The following is a 24,036-nucleotide window of genomic DNA, read 5'->3' as shown; positions in this document are numbered from 1 at the left end:
AAGCCTGCACACCAACACGCTTTCCCGTGCCATTGACGAACCGCGAGGCAGGTTTGTTTCTAAAATGTCAACGCTGCCACGGGCGGTCACTCGCCTTCGCCTTGGAGCAACAGTTCGGATTTCAGCAGGAACGCCCCTTCGGTCACGACCCGTTGTTGCGGCGACAATCCTGCGGTGATTTCTACCCAGTCGTTCGAGACGTCGCCGGTGGTCACGTCGACGCGTCGATAGGCACCGCCATTGATGTCGACGAACACGAATTGCTGGTTGTCGTGTTGAATGACCGATTCGGGTTTGACCGACAACGCCTGCCGCGCTTGTCCGATGGGAATCGTCACGCGGACAAACATGCCCGGCCGCAACAGGCCGTCTCGATTCTCGATTCTGGCCACCAAGGGGACCGAGTTGGTGTCGGGTTGAACTTCGCGGCCGACGTAGTGAATCGTCGCGCCGAAAGTCTGGTTTTCCAGCGCCGGAACGCGGACCGCGATTTCGGTTCCGGGTCGTAGCGACACCGCGGACCAATCGCTTTCACGAATACTCGCTTCGACATACAACGAATCGGTGTTGGCCAGCACGATCAGCGAGTCCCCTCGTGAGACGCGTTCATTGTCGGCGAACATCCGCGATTCAACCGTACCGTCAAAGGGGGCGCGGACTTCCAATCGCGACAACGCTTCTTCGTTGCTCAGATTCACCGTTCGTTTGTCTTCCTTGTACCCGAGCAGGGTTTCGAGCGACTGCCACGCCAAATTCAGTTGACGATCGGCCTGTGACAGCCCGGCTTCGGCTTGTAGCTTTGCTTGTTCGGCGTCGAACGTTGCTTGATCGCGAGCGGTTCGGAACGCCGTCTCGGCCAATTGTCGCTCGCCCTCGCGTTCACGGGCCGTCCGTCCAGAAACCGATCCGGATTCGACCAAGGGCTGAATCTTGGCGATCAACGTGTCGGCCAACTTCATTTTCGAGTAGCTCGACAAAATGGCCTGTCGGTAGCTGCCCAAGGCCTCGTCGGCAAACGCGGCTTCGATCACCTCGACGGTTTCATCCCGATCGAGCATCTCCGAGAGCCGTTGCAGATTTTTGGCCAGTGTCGTTTCACGTGTCAGCACCTGCCGAGCGATCTCACGCTCTTTCTGGCGTTTCAAGATCTCGGCGCGTGCCTGTCCGATTTCGGGGCTGCGCAAGACGGCGATCAGCTGACCGCTGGCGACGGGGTCGCCGGGAGTCACCAAGATCTCCGACAGAATCCCATCCATTGGGGCCTTCACGTCGACGTGCCTGGTTTGGTCGTAACGCAATCGGCCCGGAACGGTGTGAACATGTTGAACCAATTGTTGCTGGGCCGGAATGGTTTCGATCCGCGCGACCGTCAGCTTCCCCTCGGGCAGGATCACGGTATTCGGGTCCACAGGCTCCCGGACCTCCTCGGATTGTGTTTCGATCGCCGCGGGGTTGTTGATTTTGTGGATCGCCAGCCAGCCCCCGGCCATCACGACCAAGACCAGCAGTGTGGGAAGCCCCTGTGAGAGTGTGTGCAAAAGATTCGGCTTGACGGCGGGGCTCGTTGGATCGGTCATCGTGGAGCATTCGGAGGGACGGGAATCGGGTCTTGCCAGAATCCAGAAGCACGAACCGTGCCAGTGTGCGACAGAAGCGAGAAGACGAGGTTTTTGGGGCCGTTTTAGTCGAGTTCGAGTGGCCACGGCCGTCCAAAGCACAGAGATTCGCCACGGCAGTGGACAGTTTCTGTCCACCGCGGCACGCCGTGACACCCACCGGTGTCGGTCCAACCACGCCGGCGAAACCTGTCGCTCTCGATGGGACCCGTTGGACTTATGCGACCCATACGTCCTCTCTGTCCCATTCGTGCCACGGGATGGTCATTCCGCCAGCGAGCAACCGGCATTCATTACCAATGCATCAGTCGATTGCATCGACCGAGCCGCGGAGTGGAAGCAATCGATGGTTTCGGGTACTCTTGGCCTGGAACCAGGGATCGGACCGGCGATCGGTCGTCGCTCAGGATCGGTACGTCATGGTTGGGGATCACAGGAGCTTAAGGAGCATTCATGTTCGACGCGGCAGAGCTGGGGCAACGTGTTAGCCAGCGAGAATTCAAGGAACGGGAGCTCGAGCTGCGGACGAAGCTGCTGACCTTGCAGTTTCGCGCAGGCGAATTGGCGAGATTCCCCGTCTTGATCGACTTCGCCGGTGTGGAAGGAGCTGGCAAGACCACGGCGATCAACATGCTCAATATGTGGATGGATCCGCGCTGGATCCGGGCAATCGGGTACCAGAAACCGACGCAGGTCGAAGCGGCACGCCCGCGGTTTTGGCGGTACTGGCGCGACATGCCGCCGAAAGGCCGCATCGGACTGTACCTCAGTGGGCGTTACTCCGAGCCCTTGCTGGGCAGGGTCTACGGCGAGATCGACGAGCGGGAATTCGACAATCACCTGTCCGAAATCATCCGCTTCGAAAACGCGCTGGTCGACGACGGCGCACTGATTCTGAAGTTCTGGATGCACCTCGGCGCAACCCAGCAGGAAGAGCGGCTCCGAGAACTCGAGGCCGATCCGCTGCTGAGCTACCAGGTCACCGAGGAAGACTGGAACAACCACGCGCACTACGACGATTTCATCGCGGCGGCCGAGCGGCTGATCACCCGCACCAACCGCGGCGCCGCGTCGTGGCATATCGTCGAAGGCGGCAACGAGAACTACCGACACCTCCGCGTCGGCGAAATCATTGCTGCCGAGTTGTCTCGCCATCTCGATGCACAAGAGCAGAAAGCGGCCAATCAGTCGGCTCCGGTGCGGGTCGCCAGCCCCGACATGCCGAAGGTCGACACGGTCTTCGATGCGTTGGACCTAACGCTTTCGGTGCCGAAGTCGGATTACAAGAAGATGATCAAGACCGGCCAAGCTCGACTCGGTGAACTCGGTCGCAAGGCGCAGTCCATGGAGCAGTCGACCGTGCTGGTGTTCGAAGGTCCCGACGCCAGCGGCAAAGGCGGCGCGATCCGCCGCACGGTCTGGAGCTTGGATGCCCGCACCTACCGCATCTACCAATTCGCCGCACCAACCGAAGAAGAGCGTGCACATCACTACCTGTGGCGTTTTTGGCGTCACCTGCCACGCGCGGGAAATGTATCGGTGTTCGATCGAAGCTGGTACGGGCGGGTACTCGTCGAACGCGCCGAGGGCTTCGCCACCGAGGACGAGTGGCGGCGCGCCTACAACGAGATCAACGACTTCGAACACCAGATCGTCGACCACGGCATCCTGTTGCTCAAGTTCTGGCTGCACATCGACGAGGACGAACAACTGAAACGCTTCAAAAAGCGAGAGAAGTCGCTCTACAAACACTGGAAGCTCACCGACGAAGACTGGCGCAACCGCGAACTGTGGCAAGCCTACAAACAGTACGGACAGGACATCATCCAGTACACGAGCACCAAAACAGCTCCCTGGATACTCGTCGAAGCGAACAATAAGCAATACGCCCGCCTCAAGGTCTTGCAGACCGTGATCGATCACCTGCAGGGAAGGCTCGGCTGAGCGACGCAATAAGAGTGACGCGAAAAGTGCAACGCGAAAAGAAGCTCGTGACAAACAACGATCCTGACACGACTCTGAGCAACGAATCGATGTTCGGATGACAGGACCACAAACGAAAGCATGATCACCATCAGCAAGATTGTCGCACTGAGTCTCGCGGTCATTTACACCGCAATCGCAGTTGCGATGGCTGGACCTGCCGCGATTCCGGGAATGCTGATCTTGCTGGTTCCGCCGCTCGGGCTCATTTGGTTCGCCGACGAGCTGAGCGAGTTCACCGGCTACGTCGGAAAGGGCGGCACAATCGATCAGTCGTCGCCTGAGTTCTTGATCGCGGCGTTCGGGTGGTTGGTATTGTTTGGATTACCGATCTACCTCTTCTACGCGAGCTGATGCCGCACCGAGACGAATCCCAAGTCGTGGCGTCGGCCCTCCTCTGCCAGCCCTCGTTGTTTTCACGTTTCGTGATCGGTGTGCTCGTGCTATTGATGGGGGTGTTGTTATTCAAGGTATGAGCGTTCTACCGATTCTGGGTCGAAGGGGCACAGAAAGAAACGCGTGTCGCGGTACGGGTCGGGAACTCGCTGATTCGTATTCCCTTAACCCACTAAAACAGCTTCGATCGACAGGCCGGGGCCGAAACCGAGCATCACGCAGGGCAGGGAATCGGGTTCTTGCAGCAAACGTTGCAGGATAAACAGCACGGTCGGTGAGGACATGTTTCCATACTCGGCCAGAATGCTTTGCGAGACCGAGAGTTCTCCCTGTCGAAATCGCAACGCGTCCCCACAGGCCTGCAAAATTTTGGGGCCGCCGGGATGAATGGCCCAGCCGCGGATGTCTGCGATCGTCAGACGATGTTTGCCAAGCCAATCCCGCAGCCAGGGTTCCAACGTCCGCTCGATCATCGTCGGCACGCGTGGCGAGAGTGTCATTTCAAAACCGTGGTCTCCGATCCGCCAACGCATCAGGTCTTCGCTGTCGGGCAGGATGGTCGATCCGGTCGCGATCACTTTCGGGCCTCGCGACGATGACGGCGACGCGCTGGCGACCAGCGCGGCGGCTCCATCGGCGAACAGTGCATTGGACACCACACGCTCGGGGTGCCATCCGTATTGTTGATGCAGCGTACACAGTTCAACAGCGCACATCAGTATCCGAAACTCGGGATTCGATCGGGCAAACGACTCGGCCACCCGAAGTCCGTTTAGGGCACCGTGACATCCCATGAACCCGATGTGCGTGCGGCTAACCGACGGGTCGAGACCACATTGTTTGATGATCGAAACGTCCAGCCCCGGCGCGTAAAAACCGGTGCAGGAGATCGTGATCAGGTGGTCGATGTCTGCGGCGTCGAACGATGATCGATCCAACGCTTGCAAGACCGATTCGGAACCCAAGCGGCCGGCGTGACGCTCGTACAGCTCCATTCGCTGTGCGGTCGTCGGCCCACAGTCCTCGGGGCTCGATGCGGGTGCGAAAAACGTTTGCCGAATCGGTTGTGTCTTTTCCGCAACGCCGGTCGTCGCCAGAACACGATGGTCCCCTGTGTCGAAGTCACCGTTTTGCGAGGCGGTTGAATCGAATCGTGGTTCGGAGGATTCCAGGGCAACGCTATGGCGATAGCGTACCCCGGAACGCTGATACAGGGCCGACAACAACCGGGATTGCTTGGCGTTATCGCAACACAGGGTTTGCGCGATCTCCGCGGCGGAACTCTGGGAGATTCCATGAGCCGGCGTCGCCGTACCGAGGCCGTCAATGATCATGCTCATGTTTCTATTCGACTCATCTTACGTTGATCGATGACCGACTTCGTCCGATCGTTTTATTCCAACACGTCAGTCTGTTTTACTTGACACGCCTTCTCGCTCCCAGGGGCAAACACTGAATCCCTATCCGGCGGACGGAGCAAACTGGCGGTCGAACAAGCCAAATCGTGATCCAGAGTGGGCGTCCACGGCAGCACGCTCATACCGATTTCTCCGCGACGATCGCGCCGTATTGCATCGCACCGCTTCGATAGGCATTCAGCAATGCATCGAAACCGTCAATGAAGTCGACTTGCTCACGATCGAGGACACGTGCCAGGTGCCGAATGCCGGTCCGCTGCACCCGGCGTTTGCAGATTTCCCAGGTGCGTGCCACTCGCTCGGTCCAATCGACGTTGTGCCGTATTTTGAGTCCGTTTCGGACCATCCACTCGGCGTAGTCGCTGCGGGTCGCCAAGGAGGGACAGACGAAACGTTCACAAACCTCTTCGCATTGGCTTCGGTGCCCCGATTGCGTCGTGTCTTCGCCCTCGAACCACACGCAAATCGCCAGGCGTCCGCCGGGGCGAAGCCACTCGGCGGCGCGTTGGACGAATCGGGGTTTGTCGAACAGATGCTCGGTACATTCGACCGACCACACGACGTCAAAACTGGCCGGCTGAAAAACCACACTCTCGGCGTCTTCGGCCAAGAACCGCGTCTGGCCGGCGACCCGTTTGACGCGTGAAGAAAACGCAGCCCAATTCCGTTGCACCGGGCTGAGCGTGACGCCGGTGACGTCGCATCCCCGCAGTTTGGCAAGCCGAATGGCCGACCCGCCCATCCCACAGCCGATATCCGCCACCCGGTCCGCGGACGTGAGGTTCGCCAAATCGGCCAGGGTGTCGGTCAATTGGCATTGGGCTTGGTAAGCCGACGTTTCGTGCTTGGAATCGTTTTCGTCCCACAGCCCATGGTGAATGTGCGGGCCCCACAGCAATCGGTAAAAGAGCGTGCCGAGTTGGTAGTGGCTGCGGATGGAATCTTTCTTGACTCCTTCAACGGCGATCATGGTTTTTCTCGGTGGGGTGTGAGCATGTTGATTTTACGTCGGGACCGTCCAGCCCCACCTACTTGCGCGCCGCTGCGGTGTCGGCGCTGAACGATTTCATGTCGAACACCAAATTGCCCGCGTTTTGCGAAGCCCCAAGACCGAGGTGCTGGACGAGAGCTTGGCCTCCACACCGTGCTGATGCCCCAGCCCCGTCTTGTCCACAAACACGTACACTCGACTCGCTCGGGTTTGCACCTCGCCAGGTCGAGAGACATCCGGAGCGTTGTCCGCCGCATGGCAAGGGAACGCCGGCGATGCGAATGAGGCAACCAGCGTACCGGCCAGGAATCCATGGACAAAGGACCGGGTGTCGTTCCAACCGCACGATTTGGCGGAAAGCTCCGCTGGTCGACGGGCGTCGTCACCGCCGAAGGCTGCACCCTCGGCCGGCAAAGCTGGACATTATTTGCTCACCGCATGGATCGATTTTTGCAGTTGCGGCGAAGGGACCGGCGCTGCAGCCGAAAACACGTCGCAACGACTAAGTTTGTTGTTTGAGCGTCGGAAGACGGCGCGGAACTGGAATTGCGCCGGCCAAAATGCTAGCTTCAGTCCTGCGGATACTTTTCTTACACGCCAAAACGCGGGTGGCTCTGATGCCGATCATTTTAGTCGTGGACGATTCGGACGTTGATCGCCTGTTGATGAAAGGGCTACTCAGTACCGATGTGGATTGGTTGGTTTCCCAAGCCAAGAATGGAGTCGAGGCGGTCGACATGGTCACCTATGCGTTACCCGACGTCGTCGTGACCGACCTGCACATGCCGGAGATGGACGGTTTGCAACTGGTCTCGCACATGGCGGAATCCTTTCCCGAAGTGCCGGTGATTCTGGTGACCGGAGAAGACGATTCCGAAATCGCACTCAAAGCGCTGCGTCACGGCGCCGCCAGTTTTGTCCCCAAACAGCAGCTCGCCGAGAGTTTGTTGGAGACCGTCGAACAGGTGTTGGCGGTCCGCGACGCCGATCACTACGACGAGCGAGTCGTTCAGCTGACCACCAACACGCGCTACCGATTCGTACTCGACAACGACCCCACCTTGATCTCTCCGATCATCGACCGCATCCAGCAAGGGATGATCGCGATGCAACTCTGTTCGGCAACGCAGAGAATGCACATCGGAATCGCCTTGGAAGAAGCGCTGCTGAATGCGATGCTGCACGGCAACCTCGAAGTGCCGTCGAACAAACTGCTCGAGATTCGCAATCTGCTGCACGAAGGCAAGACGTCGGCGATCGTGGAAGAGCGTCGTAGTGAACAGCCTTATGCCGATCGAAAGATCCACGTGGCGGCTGATTTCAATCGCAGCCGAGCCCAATTGGTGGTCGGTGACGGCGGATCGGGATTTGATGTCGAAAGTGTCTGGCCCCAATCCGCCGACGACCGGATCAACGAGGAATCCGGTCGCGGTCTGCTACTGATCCGCACCTTTATGGACGAAGTCTTGTTCAACGAGACGGGGAGCGAATTGCGGATGACGCTCAAGGAGCTCCGCCCGCAGGCGAGTTGAGCACGAAACTCAATCGTGCAACGGTCGGAAGATGAGTGGGAGAGGCCTGGCCGGTCGTGAGCGCCGTGCTTCGGGGCAATTCATCAATACCGCGAGGTGAGCTGTCACCGTCGCGGCATTGGCCTGCTGGCTTATTGAACAGCGTGGTGCTCTACCGACCAATGGCTGATTCCAGTTGACCGGGCAATACGGTATTTGCGTCCATTCCGAAGCCCCGAGCGAGTTTGGCATGATTGCTGCGACACTTACCCGAGGCCGCGGCGAACCATCGTTTTCTGCCCATTCCCTTGACCATGCTTCTGCTAGCTTTCCGATGAATACAACAACAAACACCCACGATTCGACTGATACGACCAATCGAGACGCACCATTGAGCAAGAAGGCACCCTCGAGTCCCTTCCTTCTGGTGGCCCTCTCTTATTTGGGGATGCTGCTTCTGGCAACGTTAGCCTTCGCCTTCTTGTTCTGGATGTTTCGTTAAACCGACTTCGGCCAGCTTCTCCGGCCCACACTTTCCGTCCTTCCGTTTCCGGTCTTTCCAACGGCTGTCCCCCCTTTCCCCCAAAAACGCGCCTGCCAGTCAAAACATGCCTCCCAGTGAAAACATGCTTCAAACTGAGGACGGACGGGCCGGCGGAATGCGTGCGGCGCTGGACGCGGCACGCCACGGAATCCTTGCCGGGCAAGCTCCGTTCGGTGCGGCAATCTTCAGCGAGCAGGGTGAGTTGATCGTCGCGGAGCACAACCAGGTCAGGAAGATGCTGGATCCGACGGCTCATGCGGAGGTCTTCTCGATCCGATTGGCCTGTCGTTTGATTGACCAGCGAATGCTATCGGGCTGTTGGCTGTTTACGACCTGTGAACCCTGTCCGATGTGTGCTGCGGCGGCGGTGTTTGCGGGCTTGCGTCACGTCGTCTTTGGTGCCTCGGTGGAAGATGCACAGGAGGCGGGATTTTCGGAATTGCAATTACCGAGCCGGCTCATTTTTGATCGCAGCGGCGATGAGATCGTCGTCTATCCTGGGGTGCTTCGGCAAGAGTGCCGCGGATTGTTCAATCTACCGCCGTAGTTCAATCTACCGCCGTAGTTCAATCTACCGCCGTAGTGCCTCGGCCAGCCGATCGTTTGAGATCAGCCGGTTCGCGTCGGCGCGAGTGGCCGGGGACGACAACTGCAAAAGTGACGGATTTGATCGCAGCGGAAATGACTAGGACTTTCGCTGCGCCGCCCCTCTCTGGCGTTTGTTTGCTGCGCAAACGCCACCTCTGCCAGAGGGAGAGAATCTAAATTGGTTGCAAAATCCTGCAGCAACCGAATCGACGTCCCCCGCCATTGGTCTCAAGTGATCGGTGTAACGCTTCGGATGGCACTGGTCAGCGTTTGGTCCAACTCGGCGCAGTCGAACTGTCCTTTCACGACGTAGGCATGGGCGCCGCTTTCGCGGGCATCCAGCGACGTCTGGGGATCGTCCAACCCGGTCAACATGACGACCGGCAAATCGGCGAATCGAGATTGCAATTTACGAAGCCCTTCGATCCCGAAGGAATCGGGCAGCGAATAGTCCAGCAACACGACATCGCACTCATGGTTCAGGATCCACTCGATCGCCGAATCCAGCGTGACACAAACGTCTAGTGCGTAGCGACCGGTGCAATTGGCGAGCGTCCGTTGAAAGAGCAACGCGTCGACTTCATCGTCTTCGATGAGCAGAATCTTGGCGGCGTCGAGGGAGGTGTGGTCCATCTGGATCGTCTTGGCGTCGGGGAGTGATTGGCGTTGTGGTTCAAGCGGGGACGCTTGCCGACGGCAAGGTGACGACATTAAACCAGTACGTGCCGAGCCGACGAACGGACTCGGTGAATTGATCGATGTCGACCGGTTTTTGGATGTAGGAATTGCAGCCCAAGTCATAGCTGCGCAGGATGTCCGCTTCCTGTTCGCTGGTCGTCAACACAACGACGGGGATGCGTGACAGATGCTCGTGTTCTTTCAGGTCGCCGAGCACCTCGCGTCCATTTCGTTTGGGCATGTTCAAATCCAGCAGAATCAGATCCGGTGTGGGGGAGGATGCCGGATCTTCAAATTCGCCTTGTCGCGTCAAATACTCCATCGCCTGCACACCGTCGTTGGCGATCCTGAGGTCGACATGGATCGAGTCGTGTTTGAGTGCGCGGCGTGTCAGTTCTTGATCACCGGGATCGTCTTCGACCAGGAGAATCACGGCCGGTCTTCGACGTTGGGGTTGGTCGCTCATCAGAGTTCCATTGGGGTAGCAGAGGGGGGCGGGGTTAACACATCGCTAATTCAACGGGTTCGGTTTCGATCGATTCGGTTGGGGCCTTCGGTTCGATCTGCGGTTCGGCGATCGGCAAGGAGAATCGAAAATGGGCGCCTTGGCCCGGTTCGGATTCCACCCAAATCTCGCCGGCGTGTCGCTGCACCGTTTTCTTGCAGATCGACAGTCCGATGCCGGTGCCCTCGTACTCGCCACGGTTGTGCAATCGTTGAAACGGCTGGAAGATTCGCTCGGCGTATTCAGGCTTCATGCCGATGCCGTTGTCGCGGACGCCGAGCACCCAGTGATCATCGTTTTGCGTGACGGAGATTTCAATGGTGGGAGACGCTTCGTCGGTGAACTTGAGCGCGTTGCTGACCAGGTTTTGGTACAGCTGCGTCAACATGGTTCGGTCACCGATGACGGTGGGGAATTCATCCCGAGTGATCACGGCGCCCGTCTCGTTGATCCGCAGCTCCAATGAATCAAGGGCGTCATCGACACATTGTTCCAGATCGACCGGCTCCTGTTTCATCGCCGACCGGCCGACGCGAGAAAGCTCCAACAACGCCTGCACCAGGCTCCGCATCCGTTTGGCGGCATCGACGATGAATTGCAAGTCGCGTTGGGCGTCTTCGTTCAAGTCGCCGTCGATGTCTTGTTCCAGCAAGCGGCTGAATGAAACCAGTTTGCGAACGGGTTCCTGGAGGTCATGGCTGGCGATGTACGTGAACTGATCGAGTTCTTTGTTCTGCTCTTCGAGGGCCTTGTTGGCGTGAACCAGTTGACGGCTCGCTCGCGCCGTCTGTTCCATCGATTCGCGGAGCTCTTCGGTCCGTCGATTCACCTCGGCTTCGATGCGTGAATTGGTCAATTCCAACTGCGCCTGGTTGCAGGCGTTGCGCGACATATCGGCCAGGCTCTGTCGAATCGTGACGATCAAAAAGATGTCTTCGAACACGACCCAACCGGCGTGTTCGATCAAACGCAGCGGCGCTCCGCCGATCACACCGTAGACCGATTCGGGCCACAGCCAACCGCGCAGACCATGTTCGGCAGCGACGACCACCGTTGCGGTACACAGGACCCGCCAGTCGCGATAGCAGGCCAGGAACGCGAGCGAACCGAAGATGTGAAAGTGCGTTTCGATACGTCCGCCGGTCAAATGGATCAGCAATGCCGACGTGAGCATTTGGCTGATCGCGATGATGTGTCGCGTGACGACTCGTCCGGGTTGTTTCCAAGCCAACAAGACGGGCAACGCGGTAATGACCCCGCCCAGCAGGATCGCGGCCCACACGTGTACGTGGGTTTCGCTCATCGCGCCCGACCAGGTCCGTGGCGAAATCCACAACGCCGCCATGATCCCGGCGATCCACTGGATGACCATGAGCGATGCGAACAGTCGATCGGTGCGAACGTGAATCAGCTGTTGTTGCTCTCGCAATAATTTGTCCGCACGGCGGCGGTCGCCTGCATCCGGCGTGGCAGCTACGGTTGACGACATGATCGATGGGTCTCCTGAAGGTTGGTGCCGAGTTCGCAACCGTAGACCTTGGTGTTGTCCACGTCGCCGGAGCCTTGGTTCAATAATTGGACAATCGTGGAGCGTCCCAGATTGTCGCCGCTGTGTCCGCGCGAGGCCGTGATGCCGCCGCGGAACTTCAATCGGCCGGCCGGGTCGTAAAGCAAGACCAAACCGGAGATCGCTGCAGCGAACCGATTCGCCTCCACGCCACCGGGATCGGCGCACACATTGAGTCCCGGTATTTGTTCGGCGGCCTGCCAAAGCTCGGAGTATTCCCAACCGGGTTCCAGCGAGCAGGCCGGAGGTTTGACGAACAACGCAGAAGCCTGCACCCGGTCCGCACCCTGCGTCATGATTCGGGCCAGTTCGCCGAGCGTGGCGCGAGTGCAAGGACATTTGGGATGGGCGAACAGGACCAGCGTCCAACGCTCCGGTGACCGTTCGATCTGCGAGGCGATCGGCCAACGATCTGGTGCGGCGTGCAGCGGACCAGCGGCGTGTTCGTATTGCCAGACGATGCTCAGTCCGGCCGCCACCATCACGCTCCAGGCGAACACCAGCGTGGGCACCGTCCACCCACCAGGGCGACGCGACACGTGGTCAAACGCCGTCCCCTGGTCGACAGGGGCGTCGCGATCGTCGGAAGGTTTCGGGGTCATCAATTCGTTCGCCGGGGCAAAGACAGTCTCTAGCCAGTGTGGGGAACGTAGACCGTGATTTAAGGGGCCGCTTCTGCAAACCGGCCAAAGGAAGGATTCCCCTCAGGGCCGCCACATGCACGACCTCGTTTGGGGAGGTCCGGCGTGGAGGTCCGACGTGGGGGACGGGGGATAACGCTGTGACGCATTGAATGGCGGCAGGCCGCGAACCGGCAGATGGCAAACGATGATCAGCCGTTTGGCGCGAGCCTACGGGCACCCGATCTCAACGCCGTTCGCGTGCTTTTCGTTTAGCGCGCTGTTGATCGCGAAATCGTTTCTTGCGTTTGGCGTCTTTGGCGGCGTCCTTTTCCGCTTTCTCGGCGGCCAGGGCGGCGGTTTGCGTTTTCTCACGCTCCATGATCTTGGGCGTCTCCAGCGTCAATCGCCCGAAGGCGCCTGATCGCAATTCCGTCACCAGGATTCGTGAGGCGCGATCGATGTCGACAAGATTGTTCTTGCCCAAACAGCCGCGTTTGCGTCCGATCGCTTCGATGGCTTCCAATTCCGTCGTCGGCTTGGGATTCAAGTCGTAGCGCTCGGTCAGCTTGTCGGGGTATTCGGCCAGCATGTACCGCGCGGCGAAGAAACCGATGTCGGCATACTCCATCGCCGTCTCTTTGATCGAACCCAGCAGTGCCAACCGGTAACCGCTGTTGGCGTTGAGCACGTTGGGCCACAGCATTCCCGGCGTGTCCAGCAGCGTGACGCCGTCGCCAATGTTGACGCGTTGTTGCTGTTTGGTGACTGCGGGGGTATTGCCCGTCTTGGCGATCTTTCGCCCCGCCAAATAGTTGATGATCGTCGATTTGCCGACGTTGGGGATCCCCACGACCATCGCCGTTACGGTTCGGCCGCTGCGGTGGGGCACCATCTGGGTCGCGATGGGTTTTAAGCGTCGAATCGTCGGCACGTCATCGGTGGTGACCGCATGGCTGCGTACGCCGACGGTTTGCTCAAAGTAGGCCTGCCAGGTCGCCGTCATCGCTTCATCGGCCAGGTCGCTCTTGGCCAACACCTTCAAGCAGGGTTTGTCGCCGCGCAGTTCGGCCAGCAACGGGTTCTCGCTGGAGTACGGAATCCGCGCATCAAGGATCTCGATGACCACGTCCACTTTCGGCAACGTCGCCTGCATTTCAAGCCGAGCTTTATGCATGTGGCCCGGAAACCACTGAATGGACATGGGACGCTCGATGGGGCATGGGAAGGGAGGATGGCAGTCGTCTAGTGTCACCGTTGAACGGAGTTCTGCTAACCCCCAATCCTGGAGGTCGTGCAGTTTTTAAGTCGTCGATTTCAAACGGTTTTCGTCACGCCCCTGAGGTCGGGCTGAGATGAACCCACGGATGGCAGCGCGGCCCCACGGATGAAAAGCAGCCTGGGATCCGTGGTTCCGCGCTGCTATCCGTGGGCTTGTATTCCACTCAGTTGCAGCGTCCGCCTTGGCACGCCAAGCCGGTGTAGTCGCTCGCCCGCGCCGATGGCGGGCGGGAGGATGACGTTGAAAACGACGCGACCTTGCCGCGTGCGGTCCACCACCGCGTCAAAACAGATGGTAGGCCTTGGCGTCCAAGCGTCTCGCCAATTCGGGATCATTGGCACGCGCCAGCAGGTCATAGTAACCGTAGGGATACTTGAACACGTGGCCGATGCCCAAGGTTTTGTCGCCTCGTTTTTGCCAGTATTCCGCGTCGCGAGGACGCAGCGGGCTGAGGGGGTGATCTTTGATTTTGCGGTCGCCCGGCTGGGGGCCCAACCGCGTGACCGTCACGTATTTTCGAAACGCGGTGCGACAACTCTCGGCCCATTCGACATCTCCCATCGCGGCGAGTTCAACGAGCGACTGACCGAACGTCAACATGTGGCCGGCGAACCCTTGTCCATAGCCGACGAACCGATCGATCGCATCGCTGGCTTCTTGCAGGATAAATCGCGATGCCGCTTCCGAATCGACGAACGGTGGCGGGTCCACGGCGTCGTCTGGTTGGATGTCGCGCCAGGGTTTGAAGGCTTTGATCAAGTTGCAGATTCCGGCAACCCGCTCGGGCGTGGCGGTCTCGGGCAGCATGCGAAACGCCTTGATCGCGTGCATCGCAAAGATGGCATCGTGGCCGACTTCGCGCAACACCCCGCCGCCTTCGGCCAACGCCTTGCCGACCTGTTCGACCGCGTCGGGCACGGGATCCTGGTCCGGGAACGGTTCACACAGCTTCGACGGTGCCCAATTGAGGTCGAATAGTTGGACGATTCTACCGGCGGCCGCATCGTCGAAGCCGTTGTCGACGCACATCAAATGCGCCGAAATCATCGACGCGCCGCGGTGGCCGTCGGCAAAGTAGTTCATTTCGGGCGCTCGCGCGAGGGCGTTGACGCCAAGCCGCACCAGACGCTTCTCGGTCAAGCTGCGTTCTTCTGCCGCGGCTTGGCGATCAACGGCGAGCAGCAATCCACTGATCAGCGCCCCGCTGCCGATTGCAAATCGTCTACGGTCCAGCGAAGGGTTCATCGTTCAGTCTCCCATTTCAGTCGGCGGTCGGCGGAGTCGGCAGTCACACGCCGCCGAACGTTCACCGGCGGCCGTTTGCCGACCTACCGTCCACTTTACGGCCTGTCGATTCAATCGGTGTTCTAATTCTAACACAATGATGCCAGCCCGACGCGTTAGTGAAGCGCGCCGCGTGGCCCCTTGCTCACGCGTGCGGGCTTCAATCGACAGGCCGTTTAGGCGATGGCGGCCTCCGCGAGACAGAAAAAAAGTCGCGACCGAAACACGCCCGCGGATGGGGGTTGGACCGACGCCCCGGCCCCGGCGAGTTGGTCAGCCGCTGGGCGCGAACCGGTCGTGTGGTTGCCAAGCGGGCCGACAACTAGGAAGATCATTCGATAGGAAGATCATCCGAAGGCGATCATCGCACCGCTGGCGTTGCGCCGCGAGTGGAAGGTCGATCATTGAATTCATCCACCGACGTGTTAACCGAACGATGACGTTCTGCATCGGAATCCAAGTCCGCGAGGGGATCATCGCACTGGCGGACACCCGCATCGTTCGTGGCAGCGAGCAGGTCAACAAGCAAAAACTGGCCGCGTTTCAGCACGGCAACAGCGCCCTGTTCACGATGACCAGTGGACTGCGATCGGTCCGCGACAAGACGCTGGTTTACGTCGAAGAATCGCTGCGTGGGGGCGGAGAAACGCAGGATCGGCTGTATCAATTCGCCAACCTGTTCGGCCAACAACTGCGGCGGGTGAAGGAGGAAGACGGCCCATCACTTTCCACCACCGGGCATTCGTTCAACCTGCATGCGATCATCGGCGGTTGTTTGCCCGCCGATCAACGCCCCCAGTTGTTCTATGTCTATCCGGAAGGGAATTGGGTCGAGTGCGCGATCGATTCGCCCTACTTCATGATCGGACGCACCTACTACGGCAAACCCATCTTGGATCGCCTGCTGACGTTCGAGACTCCCTTGCGTGCCGCCCTGGCGCTCGCCTTTCTGGCCTTTGATGCGACGCGTGCCAGTGTCACCGACGTCGGCTATCCGATTGACGTTGCGGTGATTTCAACGCAATGTCGGCTTCCCGTCTATCAACGTTTGACCCAGGCGGATCTTGCCGAAACATCAGACAGCTGGGCACGGGGGCTCAAAGGCATTCTTGCGCAACTGCCGATGTCCTGGGCCGATCCGTTGCTCGATTCTGCCAGCGTTGATGCAGCCGGCTGCTCGGGCGTCGTGAATCCGACCAACCAAGATCAAACTCAATTTTAAGCGTACCATGCCGACCATCAAAGTTGAAAGCCAGCTTCAGTACGACGTGCGTCAGCCGACCAACATGTTGTTTAAAATCGCAGCGGCCCGCACCGATCGGCAGGAGGTGCGCAATGAGCGTCTGGTGGTCCAGCCGGAGATCCAGATGGAAACGCTGGACGTCGGCTTGGAAGGGAACACGATGCAGCGACTTTCCGTGCAACCCTGCCAACTGACGATCGAATACGAAGCCGAGGTCGTCTCGATTTCCCAACCGACCGATCTGGGCAATGTTCCCGAATCAAACGTGGGCAGCCTGCCGATGCAAGTCTTGCCCTACCTCAACCCGAGCCGGTACTGCGAAAGCGATCTGCTGGGCCGCTTCGCGTTTGAAGAGTTCGGTCAGGTTCAGCCCGGGCTGTTGCGAATCCAAGCGATCTGTGATTGGGTCAACGAACATCTCGATTACACGCCGGGAAGCACCGGTGTGATGACCACGGCGGCGGACGTTGTCTTGCAACGAACCGGGGTTTGTCGCGACTACGCGCACCTGGCGATCGCACTGTGCCGGGGCATCGGCGTACCGGCGCGTTACGTGTCGGGCTACGCCGCCCAGTTGCAGCCACCCGATTTCCATGGGTTCATGGAAGTGTTTTTAAGCGGTCAGTGGTACTTTTTTGACCCCACCAAGCTCGCCGCCGTCGACGGTCTGGTCCGCATCGCGACCGGTCGCGATGCCGCCGATGTCCCCTTTGCGACGATCACCGGCGACGCGGGACTGACGTCCAAGAGCGTCAGCGCCGTCTTCTTGCCCGAGTGAGCGGTGCTGTTTGGAATGACAGTTGCACAATGCTTTGAAACCACGTCGGTCAAACGATCTCAACCGTTCACAACACCCGTTCTCTCCGGCGACGTCGCTGGTCGCGGAATCCCGTGAGAGAAGTTTCCAGCCCGCTAGGGATGGGTCGACAGGCGGCGAGCCTGTCCCGCCACGCTCTTGGGAACTGAGCCTCTGTCGACGATTGAACAACCTGCGCCGCAACGAGCGAAGATCGACCGCGCTGGTCGATAATCGACCAGCCTGACAGGGATCGCCCCAGGGCGAGCGTCGATCGTTCGCCAGCGGTGGATCGCGCCGGCCGGAGTCCACTCGATGTGCCCTCAACCAAAAGGAAAACGATTAAAACGCCGAAAATTGTCGTCACGACGACCGGAACACAGAGCTGGCGGATTCGCACCGCAGGCAAGGAAGCCGCCGAGCATTCACGACGCGTGTTTGCATCTCGAGGCCTTCAATGCAGTCAAATCAATCGACGCGACGATGGATTTGCCTTTCAGGCCCGGGTCCCCTCAGCGCCCCCCGAACCGGCGGGTAGGGCGTCCGTCCTGGCCGGTTCCTGAGCACCTTAGCGAGGCCTAAGGGCGCCTCACGCCTCCGCAATTCTTATTGGCATACCACTTGCCACTGGTTAGGGCATTGTTTGTACCTACCACAGGCGGGCTCTCTGCCCGGCCACTGAAACGGATCCAAGAATCAATGAGTTCGATCATCGAATCTGAAAACCACCCCCAACCGAACGACACGATTCCTCAGGTGCTTGCGCCGCCCAGCGAGAGTTTGAACGTTGAGGCGGCCGGCGAATTGAGCATTTGCCTGATCAGCCTACACGGACTGATCCGCGGCACCGACCCCGAACTCGGCTGCGACGCCGACACCGGCGGCCAAGTCAAATACGTCTTGGAACTCGCTCGCGAACTGGGAGCACGGTCGAATGTCCGTCAGGTACAACTGCTCACGCGACAAATCATCGACCCCAAGGTCTCGGAGGACTACGCGGTTCTCGAGGAGCCGATCGGCGAGTGTGCGAAAATCGTTCGCATTCCCTTCGGGCCGAAACGCTACCTGAGGAAAGAGTCTCTCTGGCCCTACATCGAGATGTTCATCGACCAGACGCTCGCGCACTTCAAACGCCACGGCATACCCGATGTGATTCACGGCCATTACGCCGACGCCGGCATCGCCGGTGCGCATCTGGCGCAGTTGCTGCATCTGCCGTACATCTTTACCGGTCACTCGCTCGGCCGTGTGAAGCGCCAACGCTTGAGCGTCGGCAAGACGAATTCCGAACTGCTGGAAAAGAAGTACAAGCTCACGCAGCGGATCGAGGCGGAAGAGACGGCGTTGGAGACGGCCGCGATGGTCGTCACCAGCACGAACCAGGAAGTGAAGCAGCAGTACGAACTGTACGATCATTACGTCCCGGCGAGGATGGAAGTCATCCCCCCCGGCGTGGACTTGTCTCACTTTTCGCCGCTGGCGGACCCGGCTCACGAGCCGCAAATCGGCAGGGCGCTTGAGCCGTTTCTGCGCGAGCCCGACAAACCGATGATTTTGACTTTGGCGCGCCCGGACGAGCGAAAGAATTTGGAGATGCTGGTCAAGGTTTACGGTGAAAGCGAGGAACTACAGAAGGTCGCGAACCTGGTCTTGATCCTGGGGACGCGGGACGACTTGCGCGAGCTTCCCAAGGGGCAGCAGACGATCATCACGAACATTCTGCATTTGATCGACCAGTACGACCTGTATGGCAAGGTGGCCTATCCGAAATCACATCGCCCCTCCGACGTGCCCGATCTGTACCGGATGGTGGCGCAATACAAGGGCGTCTTTATCAACCCCGCCCTGACCGAGCCGTTCGGGCTGACCTTGTTGGAAGCCGGCGCGACCGGGGTGCCGATCGTCGCCACCAACGATGGCGGCCCGCGGGACATTATTTCCAATTGTGAGAATGGGCTGCTGATCGATCCTCACGACTCGGGCGAGATCGAACGGGCCTTGCTGCGGGTTTTGACCGAGGAAGACGTCTGGCAAAAATTCTCCCGGGCGGGGATCGAGGGAACGCGGAAGCATTACGCCTGGAGCAACCACGCCTCGCGTTACCTCCGCGACGTCAAAGAGATTCTTGAGCGGGCAACGTACCCCAGTTCGGTGAACCGGCCGGAACGCAAGCTGCCGCAATTCGATCGCATGATCATCACCGATTTGGACAACACGCTGACCGGTGATGACGAGGCCTTGGCGCGGTTCGCGGACCTGATCCGCGAGAACGATCACATCGGTTTCGGAATCGCGACCGGACGTCGGCTCGACAGCGCCTTGGAACTGATCGAGTCGCTCGGGTTGCCGCAGCCGGATCTGCTCGACACCGACGCGGGGACTCAATTGCACTACGGGGAGTCGATGACCCCTGACCGGACCTGGCAGAAATCGATCGGCTATGCCTGGGATCGGGACGGGATCCTTGCCTGCCTGGAGAATTTGGAAGGGTTGACCCGGCAGTCGGATGACCGACAATCCGATTTCAAGGTCAGCTTCGATATGGACCCGAGCAAAATCACGGTCACAAACGTCAAAAAGACACTGCGAGAGGCCGGACTGAGGGCTAAGGTGGTGTTGTCCCTCGGAATGTTTTTAGATGTAATCCCGGTCCGGGGCGGCAGCGATTTGTCGATGCGGCATGTGCTCTGGAAATGGGGCTTCCAGCCGGATCACGTCTTGGTCGCCGGCGATTCGGGCAACGATGCCGGCATGTTGCTGGGGCGAACATTGGGGGTCGTCGTCGCCAATCATAGCCGTGAGCTTGATCGATTGAAGAATCGACCGCGGATCTATTTCGCAAACACGCCGCACGCGGGCGGAATTTTGGAAGGCATCGAGTACTACAACTTTTTGGACAAAATCGTAATTCCCAATGATCGGATTGATTGACTACGGTACGGAAACCCAGACAGAGCTTGATGAGCTTTCCTTTCAAGCCGATCTATCGCTGCAACGGCTGAAACCGCGGTTGGAGCAGGTTTGGGAAGAGTATGCGACATCGGACGAACGACAGAAGATCTTTGAGTCGCGTTTGCAAGAGCATTGGCGACCGTTGTTCGCCCAGCTGCACGAGCTCTACAGCGGACGCTACGATTTCTTCTATCATCTCGAACAGGTGCTGCTGACCTGCGCCCTGGCATTCGCCCAACGCAGCGAGGACCTCTGTGAAATCGATCGCCATCGGGTGATCGAGCCGGACTGGTTTCAGTCCCAAAACGTGATCGGCGGCGCACTCTACGTCGACCTGTTCAGCGACAATCTGAGCCGGTTGCGAGAGCACGTCGGCTACTTCAAAGATCTGGGGCTGACCTATTTGCACCTGATGCCGCTGTTTGCGGTCCGTCCGGGAAACAACGACGGCGGCTATGCGATCAGCAACTACCGAACCATCGCGCCCAGCCTGGGAACGGTGGAAGATTTGAAGCTGCTGGCCGATGACCTCCGCGAAGCCGGCATCAGCTTGGTGCTGGATTTCGTGTTCAACCACACGTCAGACGATCACGAATGGGCCCAGCGAGCCCAGGCCGGGCAACGGGAGTACCAGGAGTTCTATTACACCTTCGCCGATCGAACGGTGCCGGAACAATACGAACGCAACCTGCGCGAAATCTTTCCCACCGTCCGCCGCGGTAACTTTACCTGGCACGACGGCATGGGACGCTGGGTCTGGACCACATTCAACAGCTTTCAGTGGGATCTGAACTACAGCAATCCCGCCGTCTTTCGGGCGATGCTCGATGAGATGCTGTTTATCGCTAATTTGGGCGTCGACTTTCTGCGTCTCGACGCGGTGGCCTTTATCTGGAAACAGATGGGGACCAGTTGTGAAAATCTGCCCCAAGCACACTTGGTCATCCGCGCGTTCAATCGGTTGGTGCGTTTGGCCGCGCCGGCGCTGGTGTTTAAATCCGAAGCGATCGTGCACCCCGATGAAGTCGTCAAGTACATCGACCAGAACGAATGCCAAGTCTCCTACAACCCGACGTTGATGGCGCTGCTGTGGGAATCCTTGGCGACCCGGCGAACCGATCTATTGGTGCGAACACTCTCGCGACGTTTTTCATTGCCCGATGGGACGTCGTGGGTCAATTACCTGCGCTGCCACGATGACATCGGCTGGACGTTCGATGATGACGACGCGGCGTCGATCGGAATCAACGCCTACGACCATCGGAACTTCCTCAATGCGTTCTATTCAGGTCAGTTCGAAGGTTCCTTCGCCAGGGGCGTTCCGTTCCAGCACAATCACGAGACCGGCGACATGCGGATCTCGGGAACCATGGCGTCGCTGGCCGGCTTGGAACGGGCGATCGAGCAAGAAGACGAAGAGGGCAAAGAACTTGCGATTCGGCGGATGATGCTGCTGCACGGCGTCACGCTCAGCATCGGCGGAATCCCCTTGTTGTACATGGGCGAAGAGTGGGGCATGTTGAACGATTACTCCTTCACCACCGACCCCGCCAAGGCCGGCGATTCCCGATGGATTCACCGGCCACGGATGAAGTGGGAGTACTTGGAGGAGCTCGATGACGAATCCGGACGCGACTCGATTCGCCGACGCATCTTCCGTTCGTTGCAATCGATGATCGCGATCCGAAAACGCACGTTGGCGTTCGCCGGCCAGGAAATGAGTCTGTTTCCGACCGGCAACCATCACTTGCTCGGTTACGTCCGCTCCAACGAAGCATCCAACGTCGTCGTGGTGGCGAACTTCACCGAGCACGCCCAGGTCCTGGACGCAAATCGATTGCGGACCGCCGGACTCGGTCGGTTCTTTAAGAATCTGCTCAACGGTGTTGAGTACGGGACCGCCGAACCCGTGCTGCTGCAACCGTACGAATTGCTGTGGCTTAAGAGAATTTAATCGAGTCGCCGGACGGATCGACAAAGTTCGAAAGTTGCCCGATTACTCACCGCGTCGACCGAGGTGATACATCAATCCGTCCCGGACACCTTCCGGGCCGATTCCGTTGGCCAAGTACAGCCATTGTTGATCTCGCATCGCATCTCTGGTTTCGGCACACAACTGCTCGTCCGCGTTCCCCACCAGCACGGCGCGAACTCCGCTGGTCATCGCCGCGTCCCGTGACAAAGATCAGCTGCAGGGAATGTTCTGCGACCAGACTGCCCAGATGCTTGACCGCCGCGTGCTGCTCGGGACTTTCGTGAACCGGAATGAACGTTCCATCCAAGTCGGTGGCGAGCGTCGTGATGTTCAGATTTGTGTTCAAATTCATGGGCATGGTGGAGCCGGTTTGCTGGGGACATCGATCGTTCGATCGACGGACACTCGTCGAACGGGCACTTCTGCTCGCTCTCCATTGCAATTTCCCAGAACGGCAAACGCAGTGCCAAATGCCAACCGTTCCGAGGGGCGTCGACACGCCCCTGCAAAGCGGGGCGTGCTGAATTGAACACGTTCGACGTCTCGGACGCCATGCTGAGGAGTGCCCTCGGCCGTGGGATTTCCTCCATCATCCCATCGGCCGTCCCCTCGGGGGAGAATGGACATCACCCCCTGGGCAGTATAGGCTCTTGCCTGGCGGATGCTATCTGGGGGGCTCGCCATGCTCCCCAACCAATCGATCAACGGCCTGCCGGCACGATGTCGCGAGGGCGATGAGGACGCTGTCAACGCGTTGGTGCGATTTCACTTGCGAGCGCCGAGCACTGAAACATTTTTTGATCTGCACACGCATCGGGAAAACAAGACATGAGACGTCGAAACGCACACCGGTCAACGCGTCAACGCACCGTACTCTCGAAACAACTGCGTCGCCCGACCCTGCGTCCCCGTCTGGAACGACTGGAAGATCGCCGAGTGCTGGCCGCGGTTTCGGGGCTGATCACCAGCAACATGACGTTCACCGACCCGGCGGATCCGGTGGAGTTCGTCGCTGACACGACGATCGCCTCCGGCGTGAAATTGGAGGTGGGGGCGAATGTCCCGATCCGAATTCCTGAAAACGTCAACATCTACGTCGATGGGATGCTGAAGTTCGATCACGCGGCCGGGGTCGAAATCACTGATGGATTTGGGGGGCAAAATTCAGGAATCGTCGTCAACGGGACCGGAACGTTGGACATCGACGACACCGATTTCACGCGGCGGACGGTCAGCAATGCGACTGATCAAACGCGGATCGCGGTCGTCGCAGGCGGTCAGTTCATGGCTGCCGACTCTCGCTTCTCCTGGGATTTGATCTCGCTCAATGACGGTAGTCTGATCTCGGATCCCACCACCGAATGGCTCCAGGGCAATGAGTTCAATCAGACAATTCGAGTGCCCTACACGCATTTGCAAGATCCATCGCATTTGGGAGGCAATCTGCGTTTCGAAGACATCGAGATCCTCGCGGGTTCCCTACCGACCGGCGAAACACTGAACCTGAATCAGATCGGCACCGCGACGACGGTCAATCTACGCTACGTCTTCCCGAGCGGATTCACCACACAGGCCGGTGCGATGCTGTCTGTCAACCAAGACGTGTCCGTACTGCTCAAGGAAAACCAGCAGTTGATCGTTGACGGTGTATTGAAATTCGACAATGCCGATTCCGTCACGATCGAGGACGGTGCGAACGGCAACACGTCAGGGATCTTGGTCAACGGAACCGGGACCCTTGATGTCGTGAACACAGATTTTTGGCGTCTCGGCATCAGTAATACCACTGATCGCACACGCATCGCCGTCGCGGCGGGGGGAATCTTTAAGGCCGTCGACTCCCGGTTCGACTGGGATTCGCTCACACTCGCCGACGGTAGCCACATCAGCGACGGCCCAACCGCTTGGGTCGAGCGGAACGAATTCACTCAGCCGATCACCGTTTCCTACACACACCTGCAAGCCCCAGCCCATTTAGCGAACAACCTTCGCTTTGAGGACATCGAGATCTATGGCGGTTCCCTGCCGACCGGCGAAACACTGAACCTGAATCAGATCGGCACCGCGACGACGGTCAATCTACGCTA

19 protein-coding genes are annotated in these 24,036 nt (G+C 59.1%); 9 read left to right on the top strand and 10 right to left on the bottom strand.

What is annotated here, in order from left to right:
- Positions 1-86 precede the first annotated feature (86 nt).
- Positions 87-1,577 carry an efflux RND transporter periplasmic adaptor subunit gene (locus NZK35_RS30015; RefSeq protein WP_259636223.1) on the bottom strand — a complete coding sequence of 497 codons (1,491 nt, stop codon included), beginning with the start codon at positions 1,575-1,577 and terminating at the stop codon, positions 87-89.
- 492 nt (positions 1,578-2,069) lie between these two features.
- On the opposite strand from NZK35_RS30015, the gene pap reads away from it, so the two are divergent.
- The gene (gene pap, locus NZK35_RS30010; RefSeq protein ID WP_259636222.1) at positions 2,070-3,560 is read left to right on the top strand and encodes a polyphosphate:AMP phosphotransferase; all 1,491 of its coding nucleotides are present in this window, start codon (positions 2,070-2,072) and stop codon (positions 3,558-3,560) included.
- A gap of 120 nt (positions 3,561-3,680) precedes the next feature.
- Complete coding sequence (locus NZK35_RS30005; protein ID WP_259636221.1) at positions 3,681-3,953, top strand: hypothetical protein; 273 nt, start codon at positions 3,681-3,683, stop codon at positions 3,951-3,953.
- Between the two features lie 206 nt (positions 3,954-4,159).
- On the opposite strand, the gene NZK35_RS30000 is transcribed toward NZK35_RS30005, so the two are convergent.
- Together NZK35_RS30000 and NZK35_RS29995 are read right to left on the bottom strand one after the other, a co-directional pair.
- Entirely contained in the window at positions 4,160-5,335 is a 1,176-nt protein-coding gene (locus tag NZK35_RS30000; RefSeq protein ID WP_259636220.1) for a type III polyketide synthase, read from the bottom strand.
- A 196-nt stretch (positions 5,336-5,531) separates the two neighbouring features.
- Positions 5,532-6,383, bottom strand: a complete 852-nt coding sequence (locus NZK35_RS29995) for a methyltransferase domain-containing protein (RefSeq protein WP_259636219.1) — start codon at positions 6,381-6,383, stop codon at positions 5,532-5,534.
- A 638-nt stretch (positions 6,384-7,021) separates the two neighbouring features.
- Between NZK35_RS29995 and NZK35_RS29990 the strand changes: the two genes are divergently transcribed.
- A complete protein-coding gene (locus tag NZK35_RS29990; RefSeq protein ID WP_259636218.1) occupies positions 7,022-7,936 on the top strand; it encodes a response regulator in 915 nt (304 codons plus the stop codon).
- A 605-nt stretch (positions 7,937-8,541) separates the two neighbouring features.
- On the top strand, positions 8,542-9,006 hold the full coding sequence (locus tag NZK35_RS29985) for a nucleoside deaminase (protein ID WP_259636217.1): 465 nt from the start codon (positions 8,542-8,544) through the stop codon (positions 9,004-9,006).
- A gap of 269 nt (positions 9,007-9,275) precedes the next feature.
- Here NZK35_RS29985 and NZK35_RS29980 read toward each other — a convergent pair whose 3' ends face one another.
- The 6 genes from NZK35_RS29980 to NZK35_RS29955 form a co-directional block, all read right to left on the bottom strand.
- Complete coding sequence (locus NZK35_RS29980) at positions 9,276-9,680, bottom strand: response regulator transcription factor (protein WP_259636216.1); 405 nt, start codon at positions 9,678-9,680, stop codon at positions 9,276-9,278.
- Between the two features lie 40 nt (positions 9,681-9,720).
- The gene (locus tag NZK35_RS29975) at positions 9,721-10,191 is read right to left on the bottom strand and encodes a response regulator (RefSeq protein WP_095737026.1); all 471 of its coding nucleotides are present in this window, start codon (positions 10,189-10,191) and stop codon (positions 9,721-9,723) included.
- 34 nt (positions 10,192-10,225) lie between these two features.
- On the bottom strand, positions 10,226-11,719 hold the full coding sequence (locus NZK35_RS29970) for a sensor histidine kinase (protein WP_259636215.1): 1,494 nt from the start codon (positions 11,717-11,719) through the stop codon (positions 10,226-10,228).
- Positions 11,704-12,399: a thioredoxin domain-containing protein gene (locus NZK35_RS29965; RefSeq protein WP_259636214.1), complete on the bottom strand. Its 696-nt coding sequence runs from the start codon at positions 12,397-12,399 to the stop codon at positions 11,704-11,706. Before NZK35_RS29965 ends, NZK35_RS29970 begins: the two co-directional genes overlap by 16 nt.
- A gap of 265 nt (positions 12,400-12,664) precedes the next feature.
- Entirely contained in the window at positions 12,665-13,621 is a 957-nt protein-coding gene (gene ylqF / locus NZK35_RS29960) for a ribosome biogenesis GTPase YlqF (RefSeq protein WP_095737029.1), read from the bottom strand.
- A 360-nt stretch (positions 13,622-13,981) separates the two neighbouring features.
- Positions 13,982-14,944, bottom strand: coding sequence for a hypothetical protein (locus NZK35_RS29955; RefSeq protein WP_259636213.1), 963 nt, complete (start codon positions 14,942-14,944; stop codon positions 13,982-13,984).
- A gap of 475 nt (positions 14,945-15,419) precedes the next feature.
- On the opposite strand from NZK35_RS29955, the gene NZK35_RS29950 reads away from it, so the two are divergent.
- The 4 genes from NZK35_RS29950 (at position 15,420) to NZK35_RS29935 (ending at position 21,928) form a co-directional block, all read left to right on the top strand.
- A complete protein-coding gene (locus NZK35_RS29950; RefSeq protein WP_259636212.1) occupies positions 15,420-16,205 on the top strand; it encodes an Ntn hydrolase family protein in 786 nt (261 codons plus the stop codon).
- A 7-nt stretch (positions 16,206-16,212) separates the two neighbouring features.
- Entirely contained in the window at positions 16,213-17,004 is a 792-nt protein-coding gene (locus NZK35_RS29945) for a transglutaminase-like domain-containing protein (RefSeq protein ID WP_259636211.1), read from the top strand.
- 717 nt (positions 17,005-17,721) lie between these two features.
- Positions 17,722-19,953, top strand: a complete 2,232-nt coding sequence (locus NZK35_RS29940; RefSeq protein WP_259636210.1) for an HAD-IIB family hydrolase — start codon at positions 17,722-17,724, stop codon at positions 19,951-19,953.
- Positions 19,937-21,928 (top strand): amylosucrase, encoded by a 1,992-nt coding sequence (locus tag NZK35_RS29935; RefSeq protein WP_259636209.1) that lies wholly within the window; start codon positions 19,937-19,939, stop codon positions 21,926-21,928. Before NZK35_RS29940 ends, NZK35_RS29935 begins: the two co-directional genes overlap by 17 nt.
- A 42-nt stretch (positions 21,929-21,970) precedes the next feature.
- Here the strand turns inward: NZK35_RS29935 and NZK35_RS29930 are convergent, their stop codons facing one another.
- Complete coding sequence (locus NZK35_RS29930) at positions 21,971-22,138, bottom strand: HAD family hydrolase (RefSeq protein ID WP_259636208.1); 168 nt, start codon at positions 22,136-22,138, stop codon at positions 21,971-21,973.
- Positions 22,139-22,777: 639 nt separating this feature from the next.
- Here NZK35_RS29930 and NZK35_RS29925 point away from each other — a divergent pair.
- On the top strand, positions 22,778-24,036 hold a 1,259-nt coding region (locus NZK35_RS29925; protein WP_259636207.1), incomplete at its 3' end, for a hypothetical protein.

Origin of the sequence: Stieleria sedimenti (assembly GCF_025060895.1) — a bacterium.
GTDB classification, from domain to species: domain Bacteria; phylum Planctomycetota; class Planctomycetia; order Pirellulales; family Pirellulaceae; genus Stieleria; species Stieleria sedimenti.
This window is presented reverse-complemented; position numbering and strand designations above follow the sequence as displayed.